Here is a 21,283-nt window from a genome sequence, read left to right as displayed (position 1 = left end):
CGGTTTCAGAGGTACTCGTCGAGCGCGTCGGCGACCACGTCGTCGGGGGTACGGTTCTCCACGGAGGCGCGGCGGCGGAGTTCGCGGTAGAGTTCGGGCGGGAGGGTGAGGTCGAGTTCGCCGAGGGTGACGCCCTGTTCGGCGAGCGCGTCGGCGACGGGGGTACCGTCGTTGACGGCGCTGGCGACGGACCGGACCTCGCGCACCGTGAGGTCGCCGTCGAGGGTCGCCCAGGCGAGGGAGAGCCGGGCTTCGCCAGCGACGCGGGCGATGTGCTTGGCGGCGGTGGGGGCGATGTGGCCCTGGGCGACGTGCCGGCGGATGGACTCGGGGAGGTCGTGGACGCGGGCCCACTTCCGGATGAAGGAGACGGTGGCGGGCTCGCCGACGCGCTCTGCGGCAGCCGTGTAGGAGCCCTCGCCGCGGACGAGGGCGGCGCAGGCGGCGGCCCCGCGCAGCATGTAGACGTTGTCCTCGCTCCCGACGGTGTTGCGGGCGAAGGCGTCGACGGTCTCGGCGGCCGCGGCGAGGGAGTCCGGGTCGGTCGGGTCGAACTGCACCGCGTCGCGGGCGCGCTCGCCGGTGACGGCCGGGTCGCCCCGGATGACGGGCTCGCCGACGGGGGACTCCCGCTCGGTCCGGGTGGGCCGTTCGTCGCTCATTGGACGTCGTTCGCGGTCACCATGGAAAAACTCCCTGCTGCTGTGTGTGGCTCACTCCTCGTCGCGCTCCTCGGAGAGGTGCTCCCAGATCTCGGTGCAGCCCGCGCCGGGGTCGACGTCGCGAAGGTGGGCGTCGTGGCGCTCCGTCTCGCGCTCGTCGTCGGCGTCGTCGTCGCACTCGACGCGGGTCATCGTGGGGCCTCCGGCTCGTACAGCTCCGGTGCCACGTCGGCGGAGGCGTGCTGGCGCTCGGAGTCAGGTCGGTCGGGGGTCGACTCGTCGGTCATCGTCGTGTCGTAACAGCGGCCCCTCCTTAACCGACGCTGCCCGGACAATCGTCACCGGGGCTCGGGGGTACCGGCGCTTCCGGCCGGTATCTCCGACGCGGTTTCCCGGCCGGAATCGACGGACTGGAGTCGATTCGCCGTGCCGCCACCCGTCGTCGACCGGACGAAGCGTTGCACCGGGCGACGGGACCACCCTGCTGCGGGTGCAAGGAGGGGTATGGCCACGGAACTGCGCGTGCTCGACGACGGCGCGTGGATCAGCGTCGACAACCAGCGTCGGGTGCCCAACAGCGACATCTGGCCCCTCGCGGTCACCGACTTCTGTCCCTGCGAGACGGCCCACGTCGTGCTGGAGGCGTTCACCGACGTCGGCGTCGACGGCGAGCGCGTCGCGGTACAGGCGGTGGGGCAGTGCATCGACTGCGGAGCCGAGGGCGCGCTGGACTGGCTCGCCGTCGGCCGGGTGCGCGACGGCGAGTTCCACCCGTACGACCCCACCGAACTCCGGGCGCGACTCGAACCCGGAAACGGTTTCCGGTAACGGCGAGCACCGGGGGAACCTGACGCGGTACGCGCCGGTATACGAGCGGCTGTCGTAGGCCGTTCCATGCCGACCGACGTGGAACAGTGGAAGTCCGAGATCTACGGGACGGACATCCGCGAGCACATCGAACGATTCGCCGAGACGGGCTGGGAGTCGATTCCGGAGGACGAGCGCGACGCCTGGTTCGAGCGCTTCAAGTGGTACGGGCTGTACCACCAGCGCGCCGGCCAGGAGTCCTACTTCATGCTGCGCATCGGGCCGCCGAACGGCGTGCTCGAACCGGGCCAGCTCCGGACCATCGCGGAGATAGCGAAGGAGTACTCGACCGGCCCCGCCGAGAACCCCGAGTTCGGCAACGGCTGGCTCGACGTGACGACCAGGCAGGCCATCCAGCTCCACTGGATCAACATCGAGGACGTCCCCGACATCTTCGACGAACTCGAGGCCGCGGGGCTGTCGGCGATGCAGGCCTGTGGCGACTCCTGGCGCAACATCGTCGGCTGCCCGGTCGCCGGGAAGGACGAGCACGAGCACGTCGACGCCCTCCCGACGATCCACGAGCTGAACGACCGGTTCAGGGGCAACCCCGAGCACTCGAACCTCCCCCGGAAGTGGAAGGTCTCGGTGACGGGCTGCCGCGAGGGCTGTGGCCAGGGCGACATCAACGACCTCGCCCTCGAACCCGCGACGAAGACCATCGACGGCGAGGACCGCGAGGGGTTCAACGTCCGCGTCGGGGGCGGCCTCGCCCGGAACGAGCCGCGCTTCGCCCGCGACATCGACGTGTTCGTCACGCCCGAGCAGGCCGCCGACGTCGCCGGGGGTATCTCCGCGCTGTTCCGCGAGCACGGCGACCGCGAGAACCGCTACAACGCCCGCATCAAGTTCCTCGTCGACGAGTGGGGCCCCGAGAAGCTCCGCGACGTGCTGCAGGAGGAGTTCGTCGACTTCGAGCTCCACACCGCCGGCGAGGACCTGCGCTCGGAGTACAGCTACAACGCCGGCGAGGCCGCCGGCAAGCACGACCACGTCGGCGTCCACGACCAGCCCGACGGGAACAGCTACGTCGGCCTGAACGTCCTCGTCGGCCGCATCGGCGCGGACGACGCGCTCGCGCTCGCAGACGCCGCCGACGAGCACGGCTCCGGCGAGGTCCGGCTCACCCAGCGTCAGAACGTCATCCTCACCGACGTCCCGGACGAGAACGTCGACGACCTGCTCGCAGCGCCCGCGCTCGACCACTACTCGCCGGACCCGCACCCGTTCATGCGCGGCTCCATCGCATGCACCGGCACCGAGTTCTGCTCGCTCTCCATCGTCGAGACGAAGAACCGCCAGGTGCGCTACGCCCGCTGGCTCAAGGAGAACGTCGAGCTCCCCGACGGCGTCGAGGACTTCCACATCCACCTCTCGGGCTGTACGGCGTCCTGCGCCCAGCCCCAGATCGCGGACATCTCCCTCCGTGGCATGAAGACCCGGAAGGACGGCGAGCCCGTCGAGGCGCTCGACATCGGCCTCGGCGGCGGCCTCGGCGAGGAGCCCCAGTTCGCCTCCTGGGTCACCGAGCGCGTGCCCGCCGACGAGGTGCCCGGCGCGATCGAGAACCTGCTCGCGAACTTCGAGGCGGCGCGCGAGGACGAGCGCCAGAGCTTCCGCGAGTTCGTCGCCGCCCGCGAGGACGACGAGCTGGCCGAGCTCGTCGAGCCGGAGGAGACCAGCTACGACGACCCGTTCATGCACAACACGAAGCGCACGTGGTACCCCTACGCGGAGGACGACTCGCTGGACGACTCGCCTGCCCCGGCTTCGCCGGACGGGACGCCGCTGTCGGCCGACGACTGAGGCGGCAAGTCGTTCGGGTCTGCATCGACTCCGCTCGTCGTGGTGGGAACACCAGAGTTCTTTCGCTAACCTCCGAGGTTACTCGTCTTCCAGTGCGGCGTAGATCTCGGCGTGGCGCTCCCCGTCCAGCTTCCCCATTTCGAGGGCGATCTCGTGGCGTTCCTCGTCGCTCTCGGCGGACTGATACCGCTCGTACAGCCGTCGGACCTCTTCGTCGGCTGCCGACGAGGAATCGGTACTGGACGCCATCTCTACGAGATGGTAGCTCGTGTGTCCGCTTATGAGTTACGACGGGCACAGGACCGGAAGTAGACGACCGCTGTTTCCGTGTCGACATCGGCTTCAGCAGTCGCAAACCTATGCAGTAATGCGCGAATCTCGTCGCCGTACTCGAATCTGTACTCGTTCAGCATGTAGAAGACGACCACTGTACGGAGCGCAGTCCGCTTGTTACCGTCGACGAATGGATGGTCAGCGACGAGAAGCCGCATCAGGTGGACTGCTTTCTCGTGGATTGTCCCAGGCACTTGGTCGAAGAAGCCCTCCGAAACGTACTGGAGTGCGGATTCAATCGCTTCGTCCGACCGAACACCCGGTTCCGTTGCATCGCCTTCCTCGACGACCTGTGCGTGAAGATCGATGACGAGGTCGACGGAGGGATACGCGATGTCGTCGGTCACACGCCTGCATCTCTTGGGTTTCTGCTTAGTTGTTTCTGCGTCTGCCCACTCACCGTCCAGAGAGCAGCAGTAGCCACCCACCAAAGAAGGCGAAGTACGCGCCGGCCGCGCCCGACGGGACGCCGCTGTCGGCCGACGACTGAGTAGCCCGGTCAGCTCTCGCCGGAGGATTCGTCCGAGTCGGCCAGACTGATGACGTTCTCGCGGCCGAGCTGTAGCTTCTCGACGGTGTCCGCGTCCACCATGTCGCCGACGACGCGAGACGTCTTCGAGGCGGACCAGTCGAACTCGTCGGCGATGGCGGCCTGCCTGAGCCGCCCGTCGTTCGACCGCAGGAGCCGCTCGACACGCTCCGGGTCGGTGACGATCTCGGACCCCGGTGCCGTGGCGACGGCCCCACCGTCGGGTTCCGACGAGGGCGGCGTCGACGACGCATCCGCCTCCGCATCGGGGGTCGACAGGGCGTCGGCGAGGCGGTCGCGCCGCCAGAGGACGTAGCCGGCCACGCCCCCGACCCCGACGAGGAGGACGCCGCCGAGGACGAGGCCGAGGTTCGTACCGTCGCCCGTCGCCCCCGGCACGCCCGTCGTCTCGGGTCCACCGTTCTCACCGTCAGCGCCGTCCGTCGCAGCGTCCGGGACGGCCACCGAACTCGGGTGTTCGTCGGTGAAGTCCTCGCGGCCGACCCACGTCACCTGCCCGGAATCCCGGCTCGCCGGCGTCGGCTCGACCTGCTCGAACGCGTAGCCGCCGGGAGCCTCGAGTTCGAGCGTGTCGTCGCCCGCGAGGAAGAAGCCGCCTTGGAACACGTCGCCGACGACGAGTCCGCCGTCGCGTTGCGCCGCGAAGTTCGTCCACGTGAACCGGTAGGAGACGACGCCCCAGCGCCGCGGCACCTCCTGGATGTTCGTCGACGCGGTGAAGTTCGTGGCCCGCATCTCGCGGCCCGTCGCCCCCGCCGCGTTGGCGACGACGCCGCGCATCCGCTCGCGGAACGGGTCGAGATAGCGCGACGTGTTCGCCCGGAACTGGGACTGGAACGCCTCGTACTCCGCGACGCGCTCGTCGGTGTCGAGGCGCGTCCGCACCGTCACGGTCCACTCGGCGCTGCCGTTCGTGTCGAGCTGGACGTGCGTGAGCGTGTTGTCCGTCTCGGGCTGTGCCGTCTGTGCGGCCGCGGACGTGCTCACGGGGGCTATCCCCGCGACGAGCAGGAGGGCGACCAGCCAGATCGACAGCGCCGAACCACGACACACCGGCTGCGGTTTCCCCATCAGTTCCCTCTGTCGGTGACGAAGGGACGGCCCGGTAATAGGCTCACCGACGGTTCACCGGATTCGGGGGACGGAAGCGGGTGAAAATCGCTGCAAACGAGCGAAAAGTCGATGCAAGCGGGAGCAAAACACCGCGAGTATCGCCCCGGTTTACGTCGGTGCTTCCCCATTGGCTGGACATGGAACGAGTTCGCACGATGGGCTATCTCGCGGTCGTCTGCTGTCTCGTCGTCGGGATGGCGGTCCCGGGCGCGGCGCTCGCCGGCCTCGGAGCAGCCGACTCCGACGCGGCAGCGACGGACGCCGCGACCCTCCCGGACAACGAGACGAGCAACGGTTCGGTGAACGTCACGGTCGGCCAGCAGCTCGCGACCGTCATCGACGTCAGCAGCGACGAGGTCCGGACGGACGTCGAGAACACCGCCTTCGAGCTCTCCGTCGATGGCACCGACGACGAACGTGCCGCCGAGGCGGTCGCCGAGCGCGCGGAGGAACTGCGCGACCGGGCCGAGGACATCCGCGAGGCGTACGAGGACGCCACCGAGGCGTACGAGGAGGGCGAGATCGACGAGTCGACGTACGCACAGCGCCTCGCGACGCTGAACGCCCGTGCGACGAACCTGCTCGAGAGCTACGACCGGCTCCAGCAGCGCGCCGGGAACGTCTCCGCGCTCGAGCTGCGTGCGGCCGGCGTGAACGAGTCCGCGCTCGCCGCCGCCGTCGAGAACCTGAGCAGCGTCAGCGGCAGCGGCGTCGACGCACTGCTCGAACGCTTCACCGGACTGAGCGAGGGCGAAGTGGAGATCGAGCGGGCGGACGGCCTGCAGATCTCGGTCGAGAGCGAGGACGGCGAACGGTCGCGCGAGATCGAGCGCCCGGGTGACGACGACGACAGCATCACGGTGAACCTCTCCGTCGCGCTGGCGACGGCGAACGCCTCCCTCTCACCGGTCGACGGCGGGAACTGGACGCTGAGCGAGGCGGACGTCGACCGTGACGACGGCGTCTACGAGTTCGAGTTCGTCCTCCGCGGCACGTCGGCGTTCGACGGCGAGGCCGAGGTCGACGTCGACGGCTCCTCCGGCGAGGTGGTCTCGCTCGAAGAGGAGATCGAACGCGGGGACGACGGTGAGGACAGCGACGATGGCGACGACGGTGAGGACAGCGACGACGGTGACGACAGCGACGACGGTGACGACAGCGACGAGAGCGACGACAGCGACGACGGTGACGACAGCGACGACGGTGACGACAGCGACGACGGTGACGACAGCGACGACAGCGACGACGGCGACGAGAGCGACCTCGTGCTGGTCGTGACGGAGGGCGAGGCCGCACCGAACGCGACGGTCACGCTCCAGGTACTCGCCGACGGCGAACCCGCCGAGAACGCGACCGTCACCGTCGATGGCCGGGTCGCCGGGACGACCGACGCCGACGGCACGCTCGTCGTGACGCTCCCGGACGCCGAGGAGGTCGAGCTCGAGGCAACTCTGGGCGACGCCGAGGGCGAGCGCGAGTTCGAGTTCGAGGACGACCGTGACGAGGTGTTCGACCGGCTCGCGGTGAACGCGACGCTCGACGACGGGACGGTGACCACGACGGTCACCTACGACGGCAGCGGTGTCGCGAACGCGACGGTGTACGCGAACGACCGCGCCGTCGGGACGACCGATGCCGACGGGACCGTCACGTTCGACCTCGACACGAACGCGACCGACGAGCTCGAACTCGAACTGGTGAAGGGCGCGTTCACGGCCGAACTCGCCTACGACGTCACCGACGGTTCGCTCGTCCTGACCGAGGAAGAGCACGAGCGAGATGACGACCGCGAGGACGACGAGGGTGAGGACGACGAGGGTGAGGACGACGAGGGTGAGGACGACGAGGGTGAGGACGACGAGGGTGAGGACGACGAGGGTGAGGACGACGAGGGTGAGGACGACGAGGGTGAGGACGACGAGGGTGAGGACGACGAGGGTGAGGACGACGAGGGTGAGGACGACGAGGGTGAGGACGAGGAACGCGACCGTGAGGACGACGACGAGGACGGAGATGACGACGATGAAGATAGCGAGGACAGCGACGAGGAAGCCGACGAAGCGGACGACGACGGCGAGGAAGCGGTCAACAACTGAGTCTGAGACGCAGCCGAGAGAAACACTCCTTCTCCGCAGCTGTTCACGGTTCGAGCCCCACCGGAAGTGAGCCTGGCCGACGCCGCTGCCGTGGTCACTGCCCCGGGAACAGCAGCAGCCGGCCGGCGAGGAAGATGAAGTACGCGACGATCAGCGCGAACCCCTCGCGGCGGTCGAAGTCGCCGCCCGTCCCGTACCGGAGCCAGACGAGCAGCCCGACACCCGCGACGAGTTTCACCGGCAGGTCCCAGAAGACGACGACGGGCGGGACCGCGTAGCCGGAGATGGCACCGCCGAGCCCGAGCGCCAGCAGCGGGTTGACGATGTTGCTCCCGACGAGCGTGCCGACCGCGAGGTCCGGCGACCGACGGCGCAGCCCCTCGAACACCGTCGAGAGCTCGGGGAGCGCCGACGCCAGCCCGATGGTGACGACGCCGACGATGGAGCCGCCGAGCTGCATCGCGTCGACGACCACCTCGACCGCGGCGATGACGACGTACGCGCTCGCGGCGACGCCGACGAGGCCGAGCAGCGTGAGCCCGACGTCTCGGCCGAGTCGACGGCTCTCGGGCTCGCTGGGGACGCCGACGCGCTCTCTGTTGTTCACCGCCCAGTAGGTGTACGCGAGGTAGACGACGACGAGCAGCGCGCCGTCGAGTCGCGAGAGCCGGCCGTCCCACGCGACCGCGAGCACGAGCGCGAAGCTGGCGAGCATCGGCACGTACGTCGTCCGGAGGAACCGCGGCCGGGGGCGGTAGCGCCCGTAGCCCACGAGGAACACCCCGAACAGGAGCAGCTGCTGCGTGGTCGACGACCCCATGTTCCCGCCGAGCACCGTCGCCGAGGCGACCTCGTAGTCGAGCGTGCCGCCGACGATGCCCAGCGAGGCGATGACGTGTGCGGCGACCTCGGGGAGGCTCGTCCCCACGGCGACGATGGTCAGCCCGACGACCACCTCGGGGACGTCGTAGTGGTTCGCGATGCGCGTCACCGCGCCCACGACCGTGCTCGCGCTCCGGACGAGCACGGCGAGTGCGACGGCGCTCGCGAGGAGCGCGAGCACGACGCTTTGCTCGACCATGACGGTGCATCGACCGCGGGGGTCAAGTGTGTTGTCGGTTGTAGGGTGGACCGCTCGCCCGTCGTTGCCACGGTCGCGCCCGCTAAGTGCCTCGCGGCACTCCATCCGGTATGGCCGACCGACTGCTGAAGGTGAACGCCTACACGACGCTGGACCTCGTCGACGCGACGGTGCGCGGCCACGACTTCGCCGAAGAGGTGTTCGCGGTGTGCAACGCGACCGCGGCGAGAGAGTCGCCCGACCACGTCAAGCTCCAGTTCGAACTCGACAACATGACCGAGGACGTCCTGCCGGCGCACACGGAGGAGCTGCAGCTCACACCCGAGCAGGCCCGCACGCTCGCCGCCGAGCTGGTGGAGCAGGCGGACCGGGTCGAGGCGAGCGGCGACGGGTCGTAGTTGGGACGAACGACGGTGACTCGCGTCAGTCGAAGCAGGCGACCGTGACGCCCTCTTCCATCGGGTCCGGCTCCGTCCCGGCATCCCGCCGGCCCCTCGCGTGGGCGCGGACCGCGACCGACGCGTCGACGTAGTAGACGGCGACGTTCGTCGGTGAGTCCGCGATCACGCCGTCGCGGAGGGTGTAGTGGTACCGGTACTCGACGCCGGCGACCCCGCCGTCGTCCGGGGCGTTCTCGGTCCACGTCTCGTCGGTAGTGAAGCCGAACTCGACGAGGTCCCCGCCGTGTTCCCGGACCAGACCGTTCCGCCGGAACGCACGCTCGAACGACTCGGCGAACCCGGTCAGGTCGCTCTCGTCGGTGCGGTCCGACGGCGGTCCGGGGTACGACGCGGGCGCGACGGCGTCGGGCTCGTTCGACTCGTCGGTGGTCGGTCGCGTCACCTCGAAGCAGTCGGGTTCGGCTGTGCGCTGCGTCGTTGGAGCGGTCGTTCGGGTGGTGTTCACGGGCGTCTGGCCGGCACCGTCGTTGGCCTCACCCCGAGGAGGCAGCCACCGAGCGCGCCCGTCAGTCCGAGCGCACCCGCCTGGAGGAGGGCTCTGCGGCTTGACATCTCCCGCCGGTTTCGGGTCCGTCGGTAAGTGCTTTGTCCGGGGGAGCTACGGGCGGGCAGCCGTCGCCGTAAGCTGCACCCGTCGTTGCCCACACGGATTATGGGATACAGTCCAACCTCCGGGTGATGGACACCTCACCCGAGCACGACCGGCCAGAGCACGCGGATCAGGAGGTACGCCAGCCCCGTCGTGATGAGAATGACGACGACATCGAGCAGGATGCCGGCCCGGAGCATGTGCTCGCGCTCGACGTAGCCAGCGCCGAAGACGATGGCGTTGGGCGGCGTCGCGACCGGCAGCGCGAAGCCGTAGCTCGCCGCGATGGCACCGGTGACGGCCAGGAACACCGACGCGAGTTCGCTCGACGTGCCGACCGCACCCGCGTACGCCGGGCCGACGTTGATGAGCAGGGGGGCGAGGATGGCCGCCATCGCGGTGTTCGAGGCCAGCTCGCCGACGAGGACGGTCATCGCGACGATGACGAGCAACAGCACCACGAGCGGCGTCCCCGTCAGCGCGTTCAGGGTGACGTCCGCGAGCCAGACCGTCGCGTTCGTGTCCGCGAGCCCGTTCGCCAGCGAGATACCGCCGCCGAGGAGGATGAGCGTCCCCCAGTCGATGTCGGTGAGGTCGTCCCAGGCCACCGCGTCGCTGACGACCAGCGTCGGGATCGCCACGAGCGCGACCAGCACGTAGTACAGGACGCCCGCGTGGCCGGTGGTCCCGAACACGGTCTCGCCCGCCCCGCCGAACAGCGTGACGTACCACTGCTCCGGGAGCACGCCGTCGAAGGCGGACTCGAAGCCACCGAGCAGCCACAGCAGGGCTGTCAGCCCGAAGATGGCGACGGTTCGACGCGCCGCGGGCGAGAGCGGGCCCATCGACCGGAGCTGCTCCCGCGCCTGTTCTCGCGCCCGGCTCACGTCGTACCGCCTCGGCGGGTAGACGACGTAGGTCAGCAGCACCCACGCGACCGGGAGCGTGACGACCACCATCGGCAGGCCGATGGCCAGCCACTCGACGAAGGTGATCTCGAAGTCGAGCAGCTCGTTCAGCTGCCCGACGACGATGGCGTTGGGCGGCGTCCCGATCAGCGTCCCGACGCCGCCGATGCTCGCCGCGTACGCCACCCCGAGCAGCATCCCGACCTGGAGGTTCGAGGCGTCGCCATCCCCGGGCTCCGTGCCCGTCAGGTCGGTGACGCTCTCGATGATGCCGAGCACGATGGGGACCATCATCGCGACCGTCGCCGTGTTCGAGATGACCATCGAGAGCAGCGCCGTCGCGACCATGACGCCGAGCACGAGCCCCCGCGCAGACGTCCCGAAGCGGACGAGTATCGCGAGGGCGATCCGTCGGTCGACGCCGTGTTCCTGGAGCGCCTCGGCGAACATGAACCCCGCGAGCAGCAGGAAGATGACCGGGTCCGCGAAGCCCGCGACCGCGTCGCCGAAGTCCGGGTAGACGCCGAACAGCGTCAGGAGGATCGGCACCGTCAGCGCCGTCAGCGGCAACGGAATCGCACCCGTCACCCAGAGCACCGCCGCGAACACCATCGTCGCGACCGCGTACTGGCCGGCGACGGTGAGCGTGCTGTCGGTCGGAACCGTCGCCACGACGGCCGTCAGGACGACCGCGGTCACGAGTGCCAGCCGACGCGAGCCCAGTATCGACCTCATCGAAGCTATCCGTTTGGTTGTCACCGTGCTGATGGTCTTAGTTGTACGGTCCGCTGCACCCCTGCCGTGCCGCGCGAGCGACCCGCCTCGTGACCGTGACCCCTCTCCGCCCACCCTTCCCGCGACCATGCAGGGTCTCGTCCTCGCAGCCGGCTACGCGGGCGCGCAGATCCGCGAGTACGACGGCGAGCCGTCGACGGAGCGCCGGTCCGCTCGGTCGGGCAGGACGAACAGCCCGGACCCGGTCACGCCATCTCGGGGACGTCGAAATCGAAGAGGTTCTCACGGAGGCGGTCGGGGGAGTCGGTTTTCCCCCACTCGATGAGTGCCCCGACCAGTTCGGGGTCCGAGAAGTCGACGTGTCGCGCTCGTTCGTCGCCCCAGTCGTAGACGTGCTTCGGGAGCCAGTCGGCCCGGCGCATCTCCCCGAACATCCGGTCGGCGGCTTCGGACGCACCCATCTCACCGCCGCTGTAGGCGTCGAGTACGTCGGCCATCGTCCGGTGCATCACCGCTTTCTGTCCCGCGAACGGTGCGCCGTCGCCCGGTGACTGTTCTTCGAGGAGTGGGTCGAACGCGGTCGTCTCCCCCGATTCGAGGTAGTTGAGGCAGTGACGCTGGATGTAGAGGTCGTGGAACAGGACCTGTCCAAGCCACATCTGCGTCCACGCGTTCCAGGTCCGGAAGTCGCCCATGGACTTGTACGCGTTGCTGATGAGGCGGTCGTTGGTCGCGAGCTGTCGGCGGTGCATCTCGTCGATGGGCGCGAAGCGCTCGGCCGAGAAGTCGTCCGCCTCGAACGCGTCCAGCAGGAGGGAGGTGGAGACGAAGACGGACTCGAAGGTGTTGACCAGGCCGATCGCGTAGAGCGGGTCGACGAACCCGTAGGTGTTGTTGGTCAGGTAGTGTCGGTGACCCGACGACCGGCTGGCGCTGCGCTGGAGTCGACCGGTCCGGACCCACGGCAGCACCGGGTCCGCCGAGTCGAGGTGGCGCTGGATGTCCGGGAACTCGGCGAGGATGCGCCGGGCCTCCGTCTCGGCGTCCACGGACTCGTCGACGGGATGCTGGTCTCGGTCCAGAACCAGGCCGACGCTGGCCTTCGTCGCCTCGGACCGTTCGAAGTTGTCGAACGGGATGATCCACATCCACCCGCCGTCGAAGACGTGGTGGAGCGTCCCGTCGTGGAGACGGTTGGATTGCTCGGGTCGAGCGTCTGCCGCGAGCAGCTCGTCGAACGGGGCCAGGCCTTCGACGTGCGTGAATATCGCCCGGGAGTCGGTCTCCAGTTCCGGAGCGTCCTCGCGATACCCCATCCCTTCCGCGAGGACGGAGCTCCCACCGGTCCCGTCGACGTAGAACGTCGCCTCGATGGTTCCGCGGTCGGTCGTCACCGTCACCTCGTCCTCACCGATGTCCACGTCGACGATCGCGGTCTCGTCGACGTACTCCACACCGTACTTCCGGGCGGACTCGACGAGGTAGTGATCGACGTCCTCGCGAAGCAGGTGGCTCTCGCTGTAGAACGGCAGGTTCGGGGGAATCAGCTGGTGGACGTGGTCCCCCGTCACCGGCCGGTCCGGCTCGTGATAGGCGAAGCCGATCGAGTGTTTGACCCCACACGAGGGGGTGATGTTGTCCACGATCTCGTTCGCGTCGCTGAGGTACTGGATCTCCGGAATGTCGTGGTACTCCCCGACGATCCACATCCACATCGAACTCTGGGGGAGCATCGCTTCGCCGATGGCGAACCGTGGGTGCGACCCGGCCTCGATCATCGCCACGTCGAGCCCGTGTCTCGCCAGTATCATCGCGGTGGTCGACGAAGACATCCCGGATCCCCCGACGACGACGTCGTACGAGTCTGCGAGCGACGCGCCGCCGTCTGTCCGGTAGTGGTGTCGGTCGTGCTGTCGAGTACGGCCGGTGGCCGCGTTCGGTCCTGCCGGTTGCATGGAGAGTTCGACGGACAGGTCACGATTATAGGCATCCGTTGAGACGATGATTCACCCCGTGAGAATCCGGTCAGAGTTGAAACAGTTGGGCCGACGACCGTGGTCGCAGCGACGTCCGTCTCGTCCTCTCACGGACTCCGACGGGTTCTACTACGTTCGCCGACTTCGCACGAAGAACGTGGTCGAGACGAGTGCGATGACCGCGACACCAACCCCGAACCCAGGTGCACCGCCGTTGGTCGACCCCGTTCCGGGGTCGGTCGTGCTGGACTCCGATGGCGTGGGCTCCGTCGACGTGGGCGTCTCTGCGGTCGACGTCGGTGGCTGTGGCGTCGACGTCGGGGGCCGCGGCGTCGATGTGGCACCGTCGGTGGTCGGTGTCCCGTCGGGCTCGCCACCGGCTTCAGCCCGTCCGCCGACCGCGAACACCGAGAACTGCGTCGTCGTCGCGTTGTAGACGACCCGTCCGTCGCCGGTGCTGGCGACCTCGGTATCCAGTTCCTCCCACTCGTGGCGCTCCCCGTCGAAACGGTAGAGCACGATGTCCTGGGGAGCGATATCCAGTTCGGTGGCTCGGTCGGCCTGGACCGTGAACCGGACGGTCGCCGAGTCGAGGCGTTCGCTCGCGTCCTCGCCATCGACCGTGGTGGTCATCTCGACGTACGAGAGCGCCCTGCGGTCGTCACCGTCATCCCGGAGCGGGCTCACCGTTGCTGGTGGCTCCGGTACCGTTTCGGCTGTGAACGTGACGTCACCCGCACTGTCGCCGAAGGTGAGACTGACCTGTGTAATGGCGACTCCAGCGTCGGAGTTCACGACGATATCGCCGAGGTCGACCCGGACCGTCTCGTCGACATCGACCGACACGGTCGCCGTGGCGCGCCCCTCGCCGTCCGTCTCGGCGTTCACCGGCCCAGTCTCCTCGGTATCGTCGTCGGTGTTCGAGACGTCTCCATCGTCGTTCTCGCCACCGCTGCCACCGTCCCAACCGCCCCCACTGCCACCTCCGCGGGCAGCAGCCTCGACGTCGATGTCGGTCGTGGTCGTCTCGTTCACGGTCCGGGTCCCGTGGCTGTGGGTTCCCGTGTCGTCGATGGCGTACTCGAACGAGACGGTGGAGCCGTTCCCGGCGTCGATGGACACCTGTGCGGTGTCGACGACGGTGCCATCGAGGAGGTACTCGACGGTCGTGTTCCCGCGGTCGCCGCCGAGGTTGGTCACCGTCGCACTCGCCGTGAAGTCGTCGCCCTCATCGACCGAGGTGGGCGAATCGAGTCGGTCGACGGCGAAGTACGTCGACACCCGGTCGGGGGCGAGGTCCGTCGTCACCGTCCCGTTCGATGCGACGGTCACGGTTGTCGCCGCGGAGGTGCGGAACGCGGCGACCGGGTCGACCGTCACCCGATAGTCGTCACCGGTTCCGGGGACGCCTTCGATGGTGTACGTGCCGTCGGCGGCGGTCCGTTCGGTGTCCGTCCAGTTGCCGTTCGTGACAGTCACGGTCGCGTTCCGGAGCAGGGTGCCCGAGTGTGCGTCCTCGACGATTCCGCCGATGGAGGCGTTACCCGAGAGGGGGCGCGCCCCGAGGTCGGTCACGTCGCCGTCGCGGATCGAGAGACCCGTCAGCGACTCGCTGTGGTAGCCGTCGGCCTCGACGGACACGTCGTAGTCTCCCTCGGGGACGCCCGCGAGAACGAACGACCCGTCCGTGCCGGCAGTCACGTCGTACGGCCCGTACGTCCCGTTCTCGACGGTGACCGTCGCACCCGCGATGGGCGCGCCGGTCGTGTCGTCGGTGAGGGTCCCCTCGACCGTGCCGACACCGACGACCTGGACGGCCGTCGAATCGTCGTCGGAGGCGGATGCGACGGTCAGCGCGTACTCGCCGGTGGACACGTCCTCGGGCGTCCATGCCAGCGAGACGGTCCGGTTCTCGCCGGGCGCGAGCGCCAGTGGGTCCGTTCGGTTGACCGTCTCGCCGTCGCTGGTGAGGGTCACCCGGTCGTCCGAGGCGACGCTGCCGACGTTCTCGACGGTCACGTTCACCGCGAGCGTCTCGCCCTTGACGACCTCGGCGTCCGTCTCGACGCCCTCGATTGCGAGCGGACCGACGGGTGCGACTCCGGAGGACTTGAGTTGCGGGTACTCGGTGGAGAGCTGCCAGCTGTTTTCGAAGTCGAATCCGGCCATCGTCGACAGCGGTTCGACGCCGGTCAGCTGGGCGGTCGTGAGGCCGGTCGCGTTGCTGGCGGAGGTGGACTGGCCCGTCGCGTTCACGTCCCAGTAGGCGTTCTGGACGGTGCCGTCGTCGTCCGTTCCGACGAGGCCGCCGACGTCTCCAGCGTCCGCGGTGACTGCCCCGGTGGCGAACGATGTCGAGACGGTGCCGTCGTTGACGCCCACGAGACCGCCGACGGACGACCCGCCCGTGACGGAACCCGCGGCGGTCGAGTCTCTCACGACGCCGCGGTTCTCGCCGACGAGCCCCCCGACGGTGTCTGCGGTCCCGTCGATGTCGACGTCGGCCGTCACGCCACGAAGCTCGCCGGTTCCGAGCCGGCCGATAGCCCCGACGCGACTGGCGTTCGAGGTCACGGACCCGGAGACGCTGACGTTCGCTATCGTGCTTCCACCGTAGACCGAGGCCGCGAACAGTCCGGGGTACGTCCCGCCGCTGGCGTCGAGCGTCGCGTTCACGACCGAGAGGTTCGAGACGCGACCGTCGCTGATCGTCCCGAACAGGCCGACGTAGCCGCCAGCGGCGGCCGAGCCGTCGCCGAACAGCGTCACGTCGGTGATGGCGTGGCCTGCGCCGTCGAGTGAGCCGCCGTCGAGCGCGACCGGGAGGAAGCCCTTCGATTCGGTCCCCACCGTCGCGTACCAGTCGTCGGTCCCGCTCGCGTCCACGTCCGAGACGAGCGTGTAGTTCGCCCCGGCGTCCAGTCCGATGGCCTGCAACTCGTAGGCGTTCGCTATCTCGTACGGGTTCGCCTCGGTCCCCTCGCCGTCGAGGTCGGGCCAGAGTTCGAGCCGTACGAACTCGTCGCTGTCGACCGTGAGCGTCTCCGAGGCGTCGATCCGCGGGTCGTCGACGGCGTCCGCGGTCACGTTCGCCGTCACGGTCACCTCGCTCCCGTCGACCACCTCGGTCGTGAACCTGCCGATGGCGTCGGTTCGGACGGTCTCGGTCCCTCCGGAGGCGTACGCCAGCGTGACCGTCGCGTTGCCGACGGCAGCGCCGGACACGCCGTCGGTGACCGTCCCGATGACCGTTCTGAGCGGCCGCACCTCGGTACTCTCGGTCAGTCCGTCGTCGGGTGATTCGACGGTCACGTCGTAGTCGCCGGGTGCGGTGCCGGCGGGGACGACACCCTCGAGGGTGACCGTCTCGGTCGCGCCCGCGGCGACCGTCACCGACTCCGTGGCCATCTCGCTCCCGTCGAACGACAGCGTCACGTCCGTCGTTCCGTCTGTGGCACCGACGTTCTCGACGGTCGCGTCCACGGTGAGCGTCCGGTTCGCCGCGACGGTGGCGGGCGCGTCGACGCTCGTCACCGCGAAGACGGGCCCCGCGGTGGCGTCGTTCCAACGGAGGGCGGGATAGCCCGTCGTCGCGGCCCACGTGTTCCCGAAGTCGAGCGCCATGTTCTCGGTGGCGTCGATACCGGTCATCTCCGCGGTCGTGAGTCCCGTGCCGTCGCCACCGGAGTAACTCTGACCGGTCGTGTCCACGTCCCAGTACGCGTCGGTGACCGTCGAATACGAACTCGCTTTCCCGATGAGACCACCTACCTCGGAGCCGCCGGAAACGTCCCCGGTGGCGTAGGAGTCCGTGACCGTCGCCGACGTCGCGAGGTAGCCAACGAGCCCGCCCACCGTTGACCCCCCATTCACTGTGCTGGCGGCGTGGGAATCAGTTACTGCTGCACCCGAGCCTGTGCTGCCGACGAGACCACCCACGTCGTCGGTGCCACTGACGGTCCCCGAGACCGCCGATCTGTCCACCGACCCCGAGTGATAGCCGACGAGTCCACCCACGTCGTCGGTGCCGCTGACGTTCGCAGACACCGATACCTCAGTCGCCGAACCGTAGAGGTCGCCGGCGAGTCCGCCGACCCACTTGTCACCGGTAACGGTCGCCTCACGTACCGTGGTGTTCGAGATGTCGCCGTTGGTGGAGCCAAACACTCCGACGTTGCTCTCCGTTGGCCGGTCGATGGTCATCCCCGTAATCGTGTTTCCGTCACCGTCGAAGGTCCCCGTGAAGCCGGCGGCATAGCTGTCCCCGACCGGGTCGAACCCCTTCCCGCCGTTCCACGCAACCGTCCTGCTCGCGTTCACGTCGGAGACGAGCCTGTAGTGTGCGTCGAGGTCCAGGCTCATCGCCTGCAACCCGCGCGCGGACCCGATTTGATACGGGTCGGCCTGCGTGCCCGACCCCGCGAGGTCCGGATACAGCGTCAGATCCGCGGTCGCCGTCCCGTCGACTGTCGTCCCGCTCGTCGCGGCGATCTCGACGCTGTCTTCGGCACCCGCGACGGTCGCGGTCGCCGAGACCGTGACCGCGGAGCCGTTCGGGACCGTCGCCGAGTACGTGCCGCTCCCGTCAGTCTGGACGGTCTGCACGTCGTCCCCGTCGTCCACCGTTACGGTCACACCCGAGAGCGCCTCGCCGGTCGCGCCGTCGGTCAGGGTCCCCGAGAGCGTCCCGTTGTCGTCGGCCGCGAGCGTTCCCGGGGTCCCGACCGTGCGGTCGGTCGCCGTCCCGGGTGCACCACTCGCGGTCGCCACCCCGATTCCCGCGACCGCGGCGCTCCCGACGACGAACACCACCAGTGCGAGGGAGAGCCCCCGTCTCATCGCCGGCCCTCGCTCGAACCGTGCCCTGTCAGAGTCCTCTCTCCCCCATCGAGGATAAGACCCACCTGCCCCACTTGCGCTCCACTGCGGAGGTTCTGTCCCGATTCACCGTCCATTGGGGTACTGCTTGGACAAGCCCCGGTTATAGCCATCGATGGATTGACAGGTTTTCGATGGGCCAGCTGTTCGGTGGTGAACAGTCGAGTTGGAACTGAAACACTATTACGGTCGGCTGAAGACGTACCGCATGGACGATTCGGACCACGACGCAGCCATCTCCCTGCTCCGACGAACACCCGTTCTCCTCGCCTGCTCCGAATCGACGCTGACCCGACGCCAGCTCACCGAGACCACGACACTCTCCAGAACGACGGCGTACCGCGCGACGGTCACCCTCGAAGAGCGTGGGTTCCTGGAGAAGACGGACGCTGGATACCGGACGACCGCACACGGTGCGGCACTACTGGCGTCGAGTGAGTACTATCTGTCCGCTATCGACACGGTCGATCGCCTCGCACCGCTCCTCGAACTCGTCGACGCTCCCGAACTGACCGCCAACGCACACCTGCTCGGCGACGCCGAGGTCATCGTCGCCGATTCGTCGAACCCCTACCGCGTCGTCGACCGCGTCACCGAACGCTTCGAGGAAACGACGAACTCCCGCGGCACCATCGCCAACCCGACCGCGTCCGAAGCGATGAGTCGAGCGGGTCACAGCCTGGCGGACAAAGAACTCATCGAGCGAATATTCACGGCCAGCGCGCTGGAGACACACGAGACGGTGGCCGGGGACGAGTTCCACGATGTCGTCTCCGCCGACTCACTCTCCATCTACGTCGCCGACGACGAGACGGTCCCGTTCTCGTTCGCCATCGACGACGAGGACGTCACCATCGTCGGCCACGACCCCGCAACGGGCCTTCCGACCGTCCACGTGGAATCGGACCGCCCCGCTGCGAGAACGTGGCTCGAGGGAGTCTACGAGGAGTGCCGACGGACGGCGACACCGATCTGACTGCGCTCCCACACCGGACGCGGACTATACATACATCAATCGTCGACGGCTGGGACGTCCTGACGGAGCCGTTCGACGGTGACCGGGTCACCGTGAACTCGCAGGCCGACATCGAGCGGGCCGAGTGGTTGTTATCGGAGTGAGCGGCCGTCGATTTGTGTGCCCCGTCCATCGAGAATCCACCGGCCCCACCAGCTACCCCGACCGAATGGAATTGTATAGATGGGACAATTCTGTGGTGGCTATCCCGTCCCAGACATCACGGATCTCGGAGTCGGACCGTACTGGCTCAGTCGCCCGTGAACCGTGACACTCCCGAGTTCGCTGTCTATTCGAATCCGATTTCGCTGGGGTGCGTGACTTGCTCTTCGCCGATGCAAGTGAACCGGAACCGCTGGTTGGATGGCTCACAGGGATACCGGTGCTGAATCCCTCTTCGACGTCCAGACGGAAACGTGCTCAGCAGACGCTTACTACATGTTCAGGGGGGCTGCTATTTCCACAGAGAGATCACACCGAGTTCCGCTCCGCAGAAGGGACCATAGGGCCGCTAGGGGTCTGTGCTCAGTTCCACAATCGGTGAAATCACCCGCAAGAAGACCCGTGAAAACCGATTGTGAAGATATCGTGGAGGGTGTTCGTGTCGTGGTCGTCGCGAGAGTGAAGATGGATCGTCGTTGATTTTCTGGGGTTTCAGCCGCTGTTTCGTGCAGTCGTGGGGTCGTGGGAATGCGTCGAAGATCACGCCTTGTATGTTGGCCTACTGACCCGAATCTTCACAATCGGTCTCCATCTTGCGGTTTTGTCTGAGTATGATTTGTGGGGGATTCGGAACAGGTGTACAGTGGTGGCTGGGTGATCCTGAAATGGCCGAATTCGTGGCCCTCATGCGTTGTGTATCGCGTATCCGTTTCCACCGATTCCGGTAGTTTCCCGGTGGTTCGAGTTTCACAGTCAGATTACTCACAGCGGTAGCGTCCTTCTTGCGGGTGTTTTGGCCGATTGTGAAACTATGGAGAGTGAACTAGCGTCCCTCTCGACGGTTGTCGACGCGTCTCGACGGGGGAATCCGAGTGTGGCAATTCACACGAAGTTCGTCTCGTGCGATCACGCTGCTGTTCGAGCTGGTGAGCCACTGGAAAGGAGTGACGTGATTTTCGAGCGCAAGCCTCGCCCTTCACAGTAGATGTCGACAGGCTCGGAGCGGTCCAGCTGAACGGTCTTGCCGCCGGTATTGGCGAACTCTTGATCGAACGCTATCCGAGAGAGAACTTGCTCGAAGTCCTCTCTCGTGTAGGTTCCACACGGCTTCCTGTCGAAATCGAGCGCCGGATACACCAACGTTGAGGCCGCCCGACAGACCTGTTTTGCTTCGGCTGTCTCGACCATCCCTGAGACTACGAACCGCAGCCTCAGTTAGGTTCGGCAACTACTGTGAAGAACGGGGCTTTCTCCTCGTACTTCCGTAACCTTCGAATCTACACTCGACGTGCTCGACCGGATGTACGACGACGTCGTGACTGATGCGAACTATCGGATGAAACTCGATTGAGTGGGTCAGTGCTCGGTCATAACGGAGATGGGTGAACTCCAAGCCATCTCACCGTCAGCCTGTCGAACCCTGACGTGGTAGATGTGAGTGCCCGGGTCTGGGTCGTCGGTGAACGTCAAAGTCGTATCAGTCGTGGTCGTAGCTCCGATCTCACGGCAGACGATTTCTCCGTCGACCGAATCGAAGTCGCTGATGCGGTCGTCGCTAATCGTGTCGATGTGGAACGAACCGTTGTACATCGGCGTGTGGAGCGAGACCGTTGCGTCCGCCGGGGCGTCGACGTCGAAACGAACTCCCTGATGGTTGCCCGCGGTTTTGCTAATCCACTCCAGACTCGACGTCGTCGTCGACGTCAGCCCGTGTTCGGGATGCTGGAAGCCAAAGGGTTCGACATCGGTGAACGAACCGGCGTCGAGTGTGAGCCCGCCGCTCCAGTCGACGACCTTATCTCGAACTCGTGGTCGCGTGCCGAACCACCGGATTTCGTATCGACTGGCACCCGTCGTACAGTCGACGGAGTCGATACACTCGCCGTCGCGAAAGAGGTCGACATCCGTAAGGGGGCCAGTTCCGGCGACGGAGACATCGATTTCGGAAGTCCCGTCGACGGTGACGTGTTCACCGAGAGACGCCCCATCGACATCGACGTCGAGGTGGATGCGTGCTCCGGTCGTGGCGTAGCACTGACTCGCTTGCAACG

At 67.5% G+C, this 21,283-nt stretch carries 17 protein-coding genes; 6 read left to right on the top strand and 11 right to left on the bottom strand.

Translation table 11 applies throughout. The annotated features are described in order from the left end of the window. Positions 1-5: 5 nt before the first annotated feature. Together NO345_RS19435 and NO345_RS19430 are read right to left on the bottom strand one after the other, a co-directional pair. The gene (locus NO345_RS19435) at positions 6-662 is read right to left on the bottom strand and encodes a DUF7119 family protein (RefSeq protein WP_256302065.1); all 657 of its coding nucleotides are present in this window, start codon (positions 660-662) and stop codon (positions 6-8) included. A 51-nt stretch (positions 663-713) separates the two neighbouring features. Further along, a complete protein-coding gene (locus NO345_RS19430; RefSeq protein WP_256302063.1) occupies positions 714-854 on the bottom strand; it encodes a DUF8595 family protein in 141 nt (46 codons plus the stop codon). A 312-nt stretch (positions 855-1,166) separates the two neighbouring features. Between NO345_RS19430 and NO345_RS19425 the strand changes: the two genes are divergently transcribed. Continuing rightward, positions 1,167-1,490 carry a DUF8134 family protein gene (locus NO345_RS19425; RefSeq protein WP_256302061.1) on the top strand — a complete coding sequence of 108 codons (324 nt, stop codon included), beginning with the start codon at positions 1,167-1,169 and terminating at the stop codon, positions 1,488-1,490. A 66-nt stretch (positions 1,491-1,556) separates the two neighbouring features. Beyond that, entirely contained in the window at positions 1,557-3,335 is a 1,779-nt protein-coding gene (locus NO345_RS19420; RefSeq protein ID WP_256302059.1) for a nitrite/sulfite reductase, read from the top strand. 78 nt (positions 3,336-3,413) lie between these two features. Here the strand turns inward: NO345_RS19420 and NO345_RS19415 are convergent, their stop codons facing one another. The 3 genes from NO345_RS19415 to NO345_RS19405 form a co-directional block, all read right to left on the bottom strand. Continuing rightward, on the bottom strand, positions 3,414-3,584 hold the full coding sequence (locus NO345_RS19415; protein ID WP_256302057.1) for a hypothetical protein: 171 nt from the start codon (positions 3,582-3,584) through the stop codon (positions 3,414-3,416). A gap of 29 nt (positions 3,585-3,613) precedes the next feature. Next, a complete protein-coding gene (locus NO345_RS19410; RefSeq protein WP_256302055.1) occupies positions 3,614-4,015 on the bottom strand; it encodes a type II toxin-antitoxin system death-on-curing family toxin in 402 nt (133 codons plus the stop codon). Positions 4,016-4,167: 152 nt separating this feature from the next. Next, positions 4,168-5,289, bottom strand: coding sequence for a helix-turn-helix transcriptional regulator (locus tag NO345_RS19405; RefSeq protein ID WP_256302052.1), 1,122 nt, complete (start codon positions 5,287-5,289; stop codon positions 4,168-4,170). 179 nt (positions 5,290-5,468) lie between these two features. Here NO345_RS19405 and NO345_RS19400 point away from each other — a divergent pair, with 179 nt between their 5' ends. Continuing rightward, on the top strand, positions 5,469-7,427 hold the full coding sequence (locus tag NO345_RS19400) for a hypothetical protein (protein WP_256302050.1): 1,959 nt from the start codon (positions 5,469-5,471) through the stop codon (positions 7,425-7,427). Between the two features lie 94 nt (positions 7,428-7,521). Here NO345_RS19400 and NO345_RS19395 read toward each other — a convergent pair whose 3' ends face one another. Then, positions 7,522-8,508: a sodium:calcium antiporter gene (locus NO345_RS19395; RefSeq protein WP_256302048.1), complete on the bottom strand. Its 987-nt coding sequence runs from the start codon at positions 8,506-8,508 to the stop codon at positions 7,522-7,524. A gap of 110 nt (positions 8,509-8,618) precedes the next feature. Between NO345_RS19395 and NO345_RS19390 the strand changes: the two genes are divergently transcribed. Next, positions 8,619-8,906, top strand: coding sequence for a DUF6360 family protein (locus tag NO345_RS19390; protein WP_256302046.1), 288 nt, complete (start codon positions 8,619-8,621; stop codon positions 8,904-8,906). Positions 8,907-8,931: 25 nt separating this feature from the next. On the opposite strand, the gene NO345_RS19385 is transcribed toward NO345_RS19390, so the two are convergent. The 4 genes from NO345_RS19385 to NO345_RS19365 form a co-directional block, all read right to left on the bottom strand. Continuing rightward, positions 8,932-9,351, bottom strand: coding sequence for a hypothetical protein (locus NO345_RS19385; RefSeq protein ID WP_256302044.1), 420 nt, complete (start codon positions 9,349-9,351; stop codon positions 8,932-8,934). Between the two features lie 305 nt (positions 9,352-9,656). Continuing rightward, on the bottom strand, positions 9,657-11,201 hold the full coding sequence (locus tag NO345_RS19380; RefSeq protein ID WP_256302042.1) for an SLC13 family permease: 1,545 nt from the start codon (positions 11,199-11,201) through the stop codon (positions 9,657-9,659). Positions 11,202-11,446: 245 nt separating this feature from the next. Continuing rightward, entirely contained in the window at positions 11,447-13,156 is a 1,710-nt protein-coding gene (locus tag NO345_RS19375; RefSeq protein WP_256302040.1) for an NAD(P)/FAD-dependent oxidoreductase, read from the bottom strand. A gap of 150 nt (positions 13,157-13,306) precedes the next feature. Further along, positions 13,307-18,016 carry a carboxypeptidase regulatory-like domain-containing protein gene (locus NO345_RS19365; RefSeq protein ID WP_303647114.1) on the bottom strand — a complete coding sequence of 1,570 codons (4,710 nt, stop codon included), beginning with the start codon at positions 18,014-18,016 and terminating at the stop codon, positions 13,307-13,309. Positions 18,017-18,263: 247 nt separating this feature from the next. Here NO345_RS19365 and NO345_RS19360 point away from each other — a divergent pair, with 247 nt between their 5' ends. Then, on the top strand, positions 18,264-19,031 hold the full coding sequence (locus tag NO345_RS19360) for a helix-turn-helix transcriptional regulator (protein WP_256302038.1): 768 nt from the start codon (positions 18,264-18,266) through the stop codon (positions 19,029-19,031). Beyond that, positions 19,004-19,174 carry a hypothetical protein gene (locus NO345_RS19355; protein ID WP_256302036.1) on the top strand — a complete coding sequence of 57 codons (171 nt, stop codon included), beginning with the start codon at positions 19,004-19,006 and terminating at the stop codon, positions 19,172-19,174. Before NO345_RS19360 ends, NO345_RS19355 begins: the two co-directional genes overlap by 28 nt. Positions 19,175-20,588: 1,414 nt before the next feature. Here NO345_RS19355 and NO345_RS19350 read toward each other — a convergent pair. Beyond that, the coding region (locus NO345_RS19350; protein ID WP_256302034.1) for a hypothetical protein at positions 20,589-21,283 on the bottom strand (695 nt) is incomplete at its 5' end.

This window comes from Haloarchaeobius salinus (assembly GCF_024464185.1).
Lineage (GTDB): Archaea > Halobacteriota > Halobacteria > Halobacteriales > Natrialbaceae > Haloarchaeobius > Haloarchaeobius salinus.
Note: the sequence above shows the minus strand (reverse complement) of the source record. Positions and strands in the feature narration are given on the sequence as shown.

Excerpts from the sequence above, each read along its gene's own strand:
- NO345_RS19390 (WP_256302046.1), top strand. The coding sequence starts at position 8,619 with ATGGCCGACCGACTGCTGAAGGTGAACGCCTACACGACGCTGGACCTC.
- NO345_RS19375 (WP_256302040.1), bottom strand. The coding sequence starts at position 13,156 with ATGCAACCGGCAGGACCGAACGCGGCCACCGGCCGTACTCGACAGCAC.
- NO345_RS19365 (WP_303647114.1), bottom strand. The coding sequence starts at position 18,016 with ATGAGACGGGGGCTCTCCCTCGCACTGGTGGTGTTCGTCGTCGGGAGC.
- NO345_RS19400 (WP_256302050.1), top strand. The coding sequence starts at position 5,469 with ATGGAACGAGTTCGCACGATGGGCTATCTCGCGGTCGTCTGCTGTCTC.
- NO345_RS19405 (WP_256302052.1), bottom strand. The coding sequence starts at position 5,289 with ATGGGGAAACCGCAGCCGGTGTGTCGTGGTTCGGCGCTGTCGATCTGG.
- NO345_RS19380 (WP_256302042.1), bottom strand. The coding sequence starts at position 11,201 with ATGAGGTCGATACTGGGCTCGCGTCGGCTGGCACTCGTGACCGCGGTC.
- NO345_RS19415 (WP_256302057.1), bottom strand. The coding sequence starts at position 3,584 with ATGGCGTCCAGTACCGATTCCTCGTCGGCAGCCGACGAAGAGGTCCGA.
- NO345_RS19425 (WP_256302061.1), top strand. The coding sequence starts at position 1,167 with ATGGCCACGGAACTGCGCGTGCTCGACGACGGCGCGTGGATCAGCGTC.
- NO345_RS19360 (WP_256302038.1), top strand. The coding sequence starts at position 18,264 with ATGGACGATTCGGACCACGACGCAGCCATCTCCCTGCTCCGACGAACA.
- NO345_RS19420 (WP_256302059.1), top strand. The coding sequence starts at position 1,557 with ATGCCGACCGACGTGGAACAGTGGAAGTCCGAGATCTACGGGACGGAC.
- NO345_RS19395 (WP_256302048.1), bottom strand. The coding sequence starts at position 8,508 with ATGGTCGAGCAAAGCGTCGTGCTCGCGCTCCTCGCGAGCGCCGTCGCA.
- NO345_RS19430 (WP_256302063.1), bottom strand. The coding sequence starts at position 854 with ATGACCCGCGTCGAGTGCGACGACGACGCCGACGACGAGCGCGAGACG.
- NO345_RS19435 (WP_256302065.1), bottom strand. The coding sequence starts at position 662 with ATGAGCGACGAACGGCCCACCCGGACCGAGCGGGAGTCCCCCGTCGGC.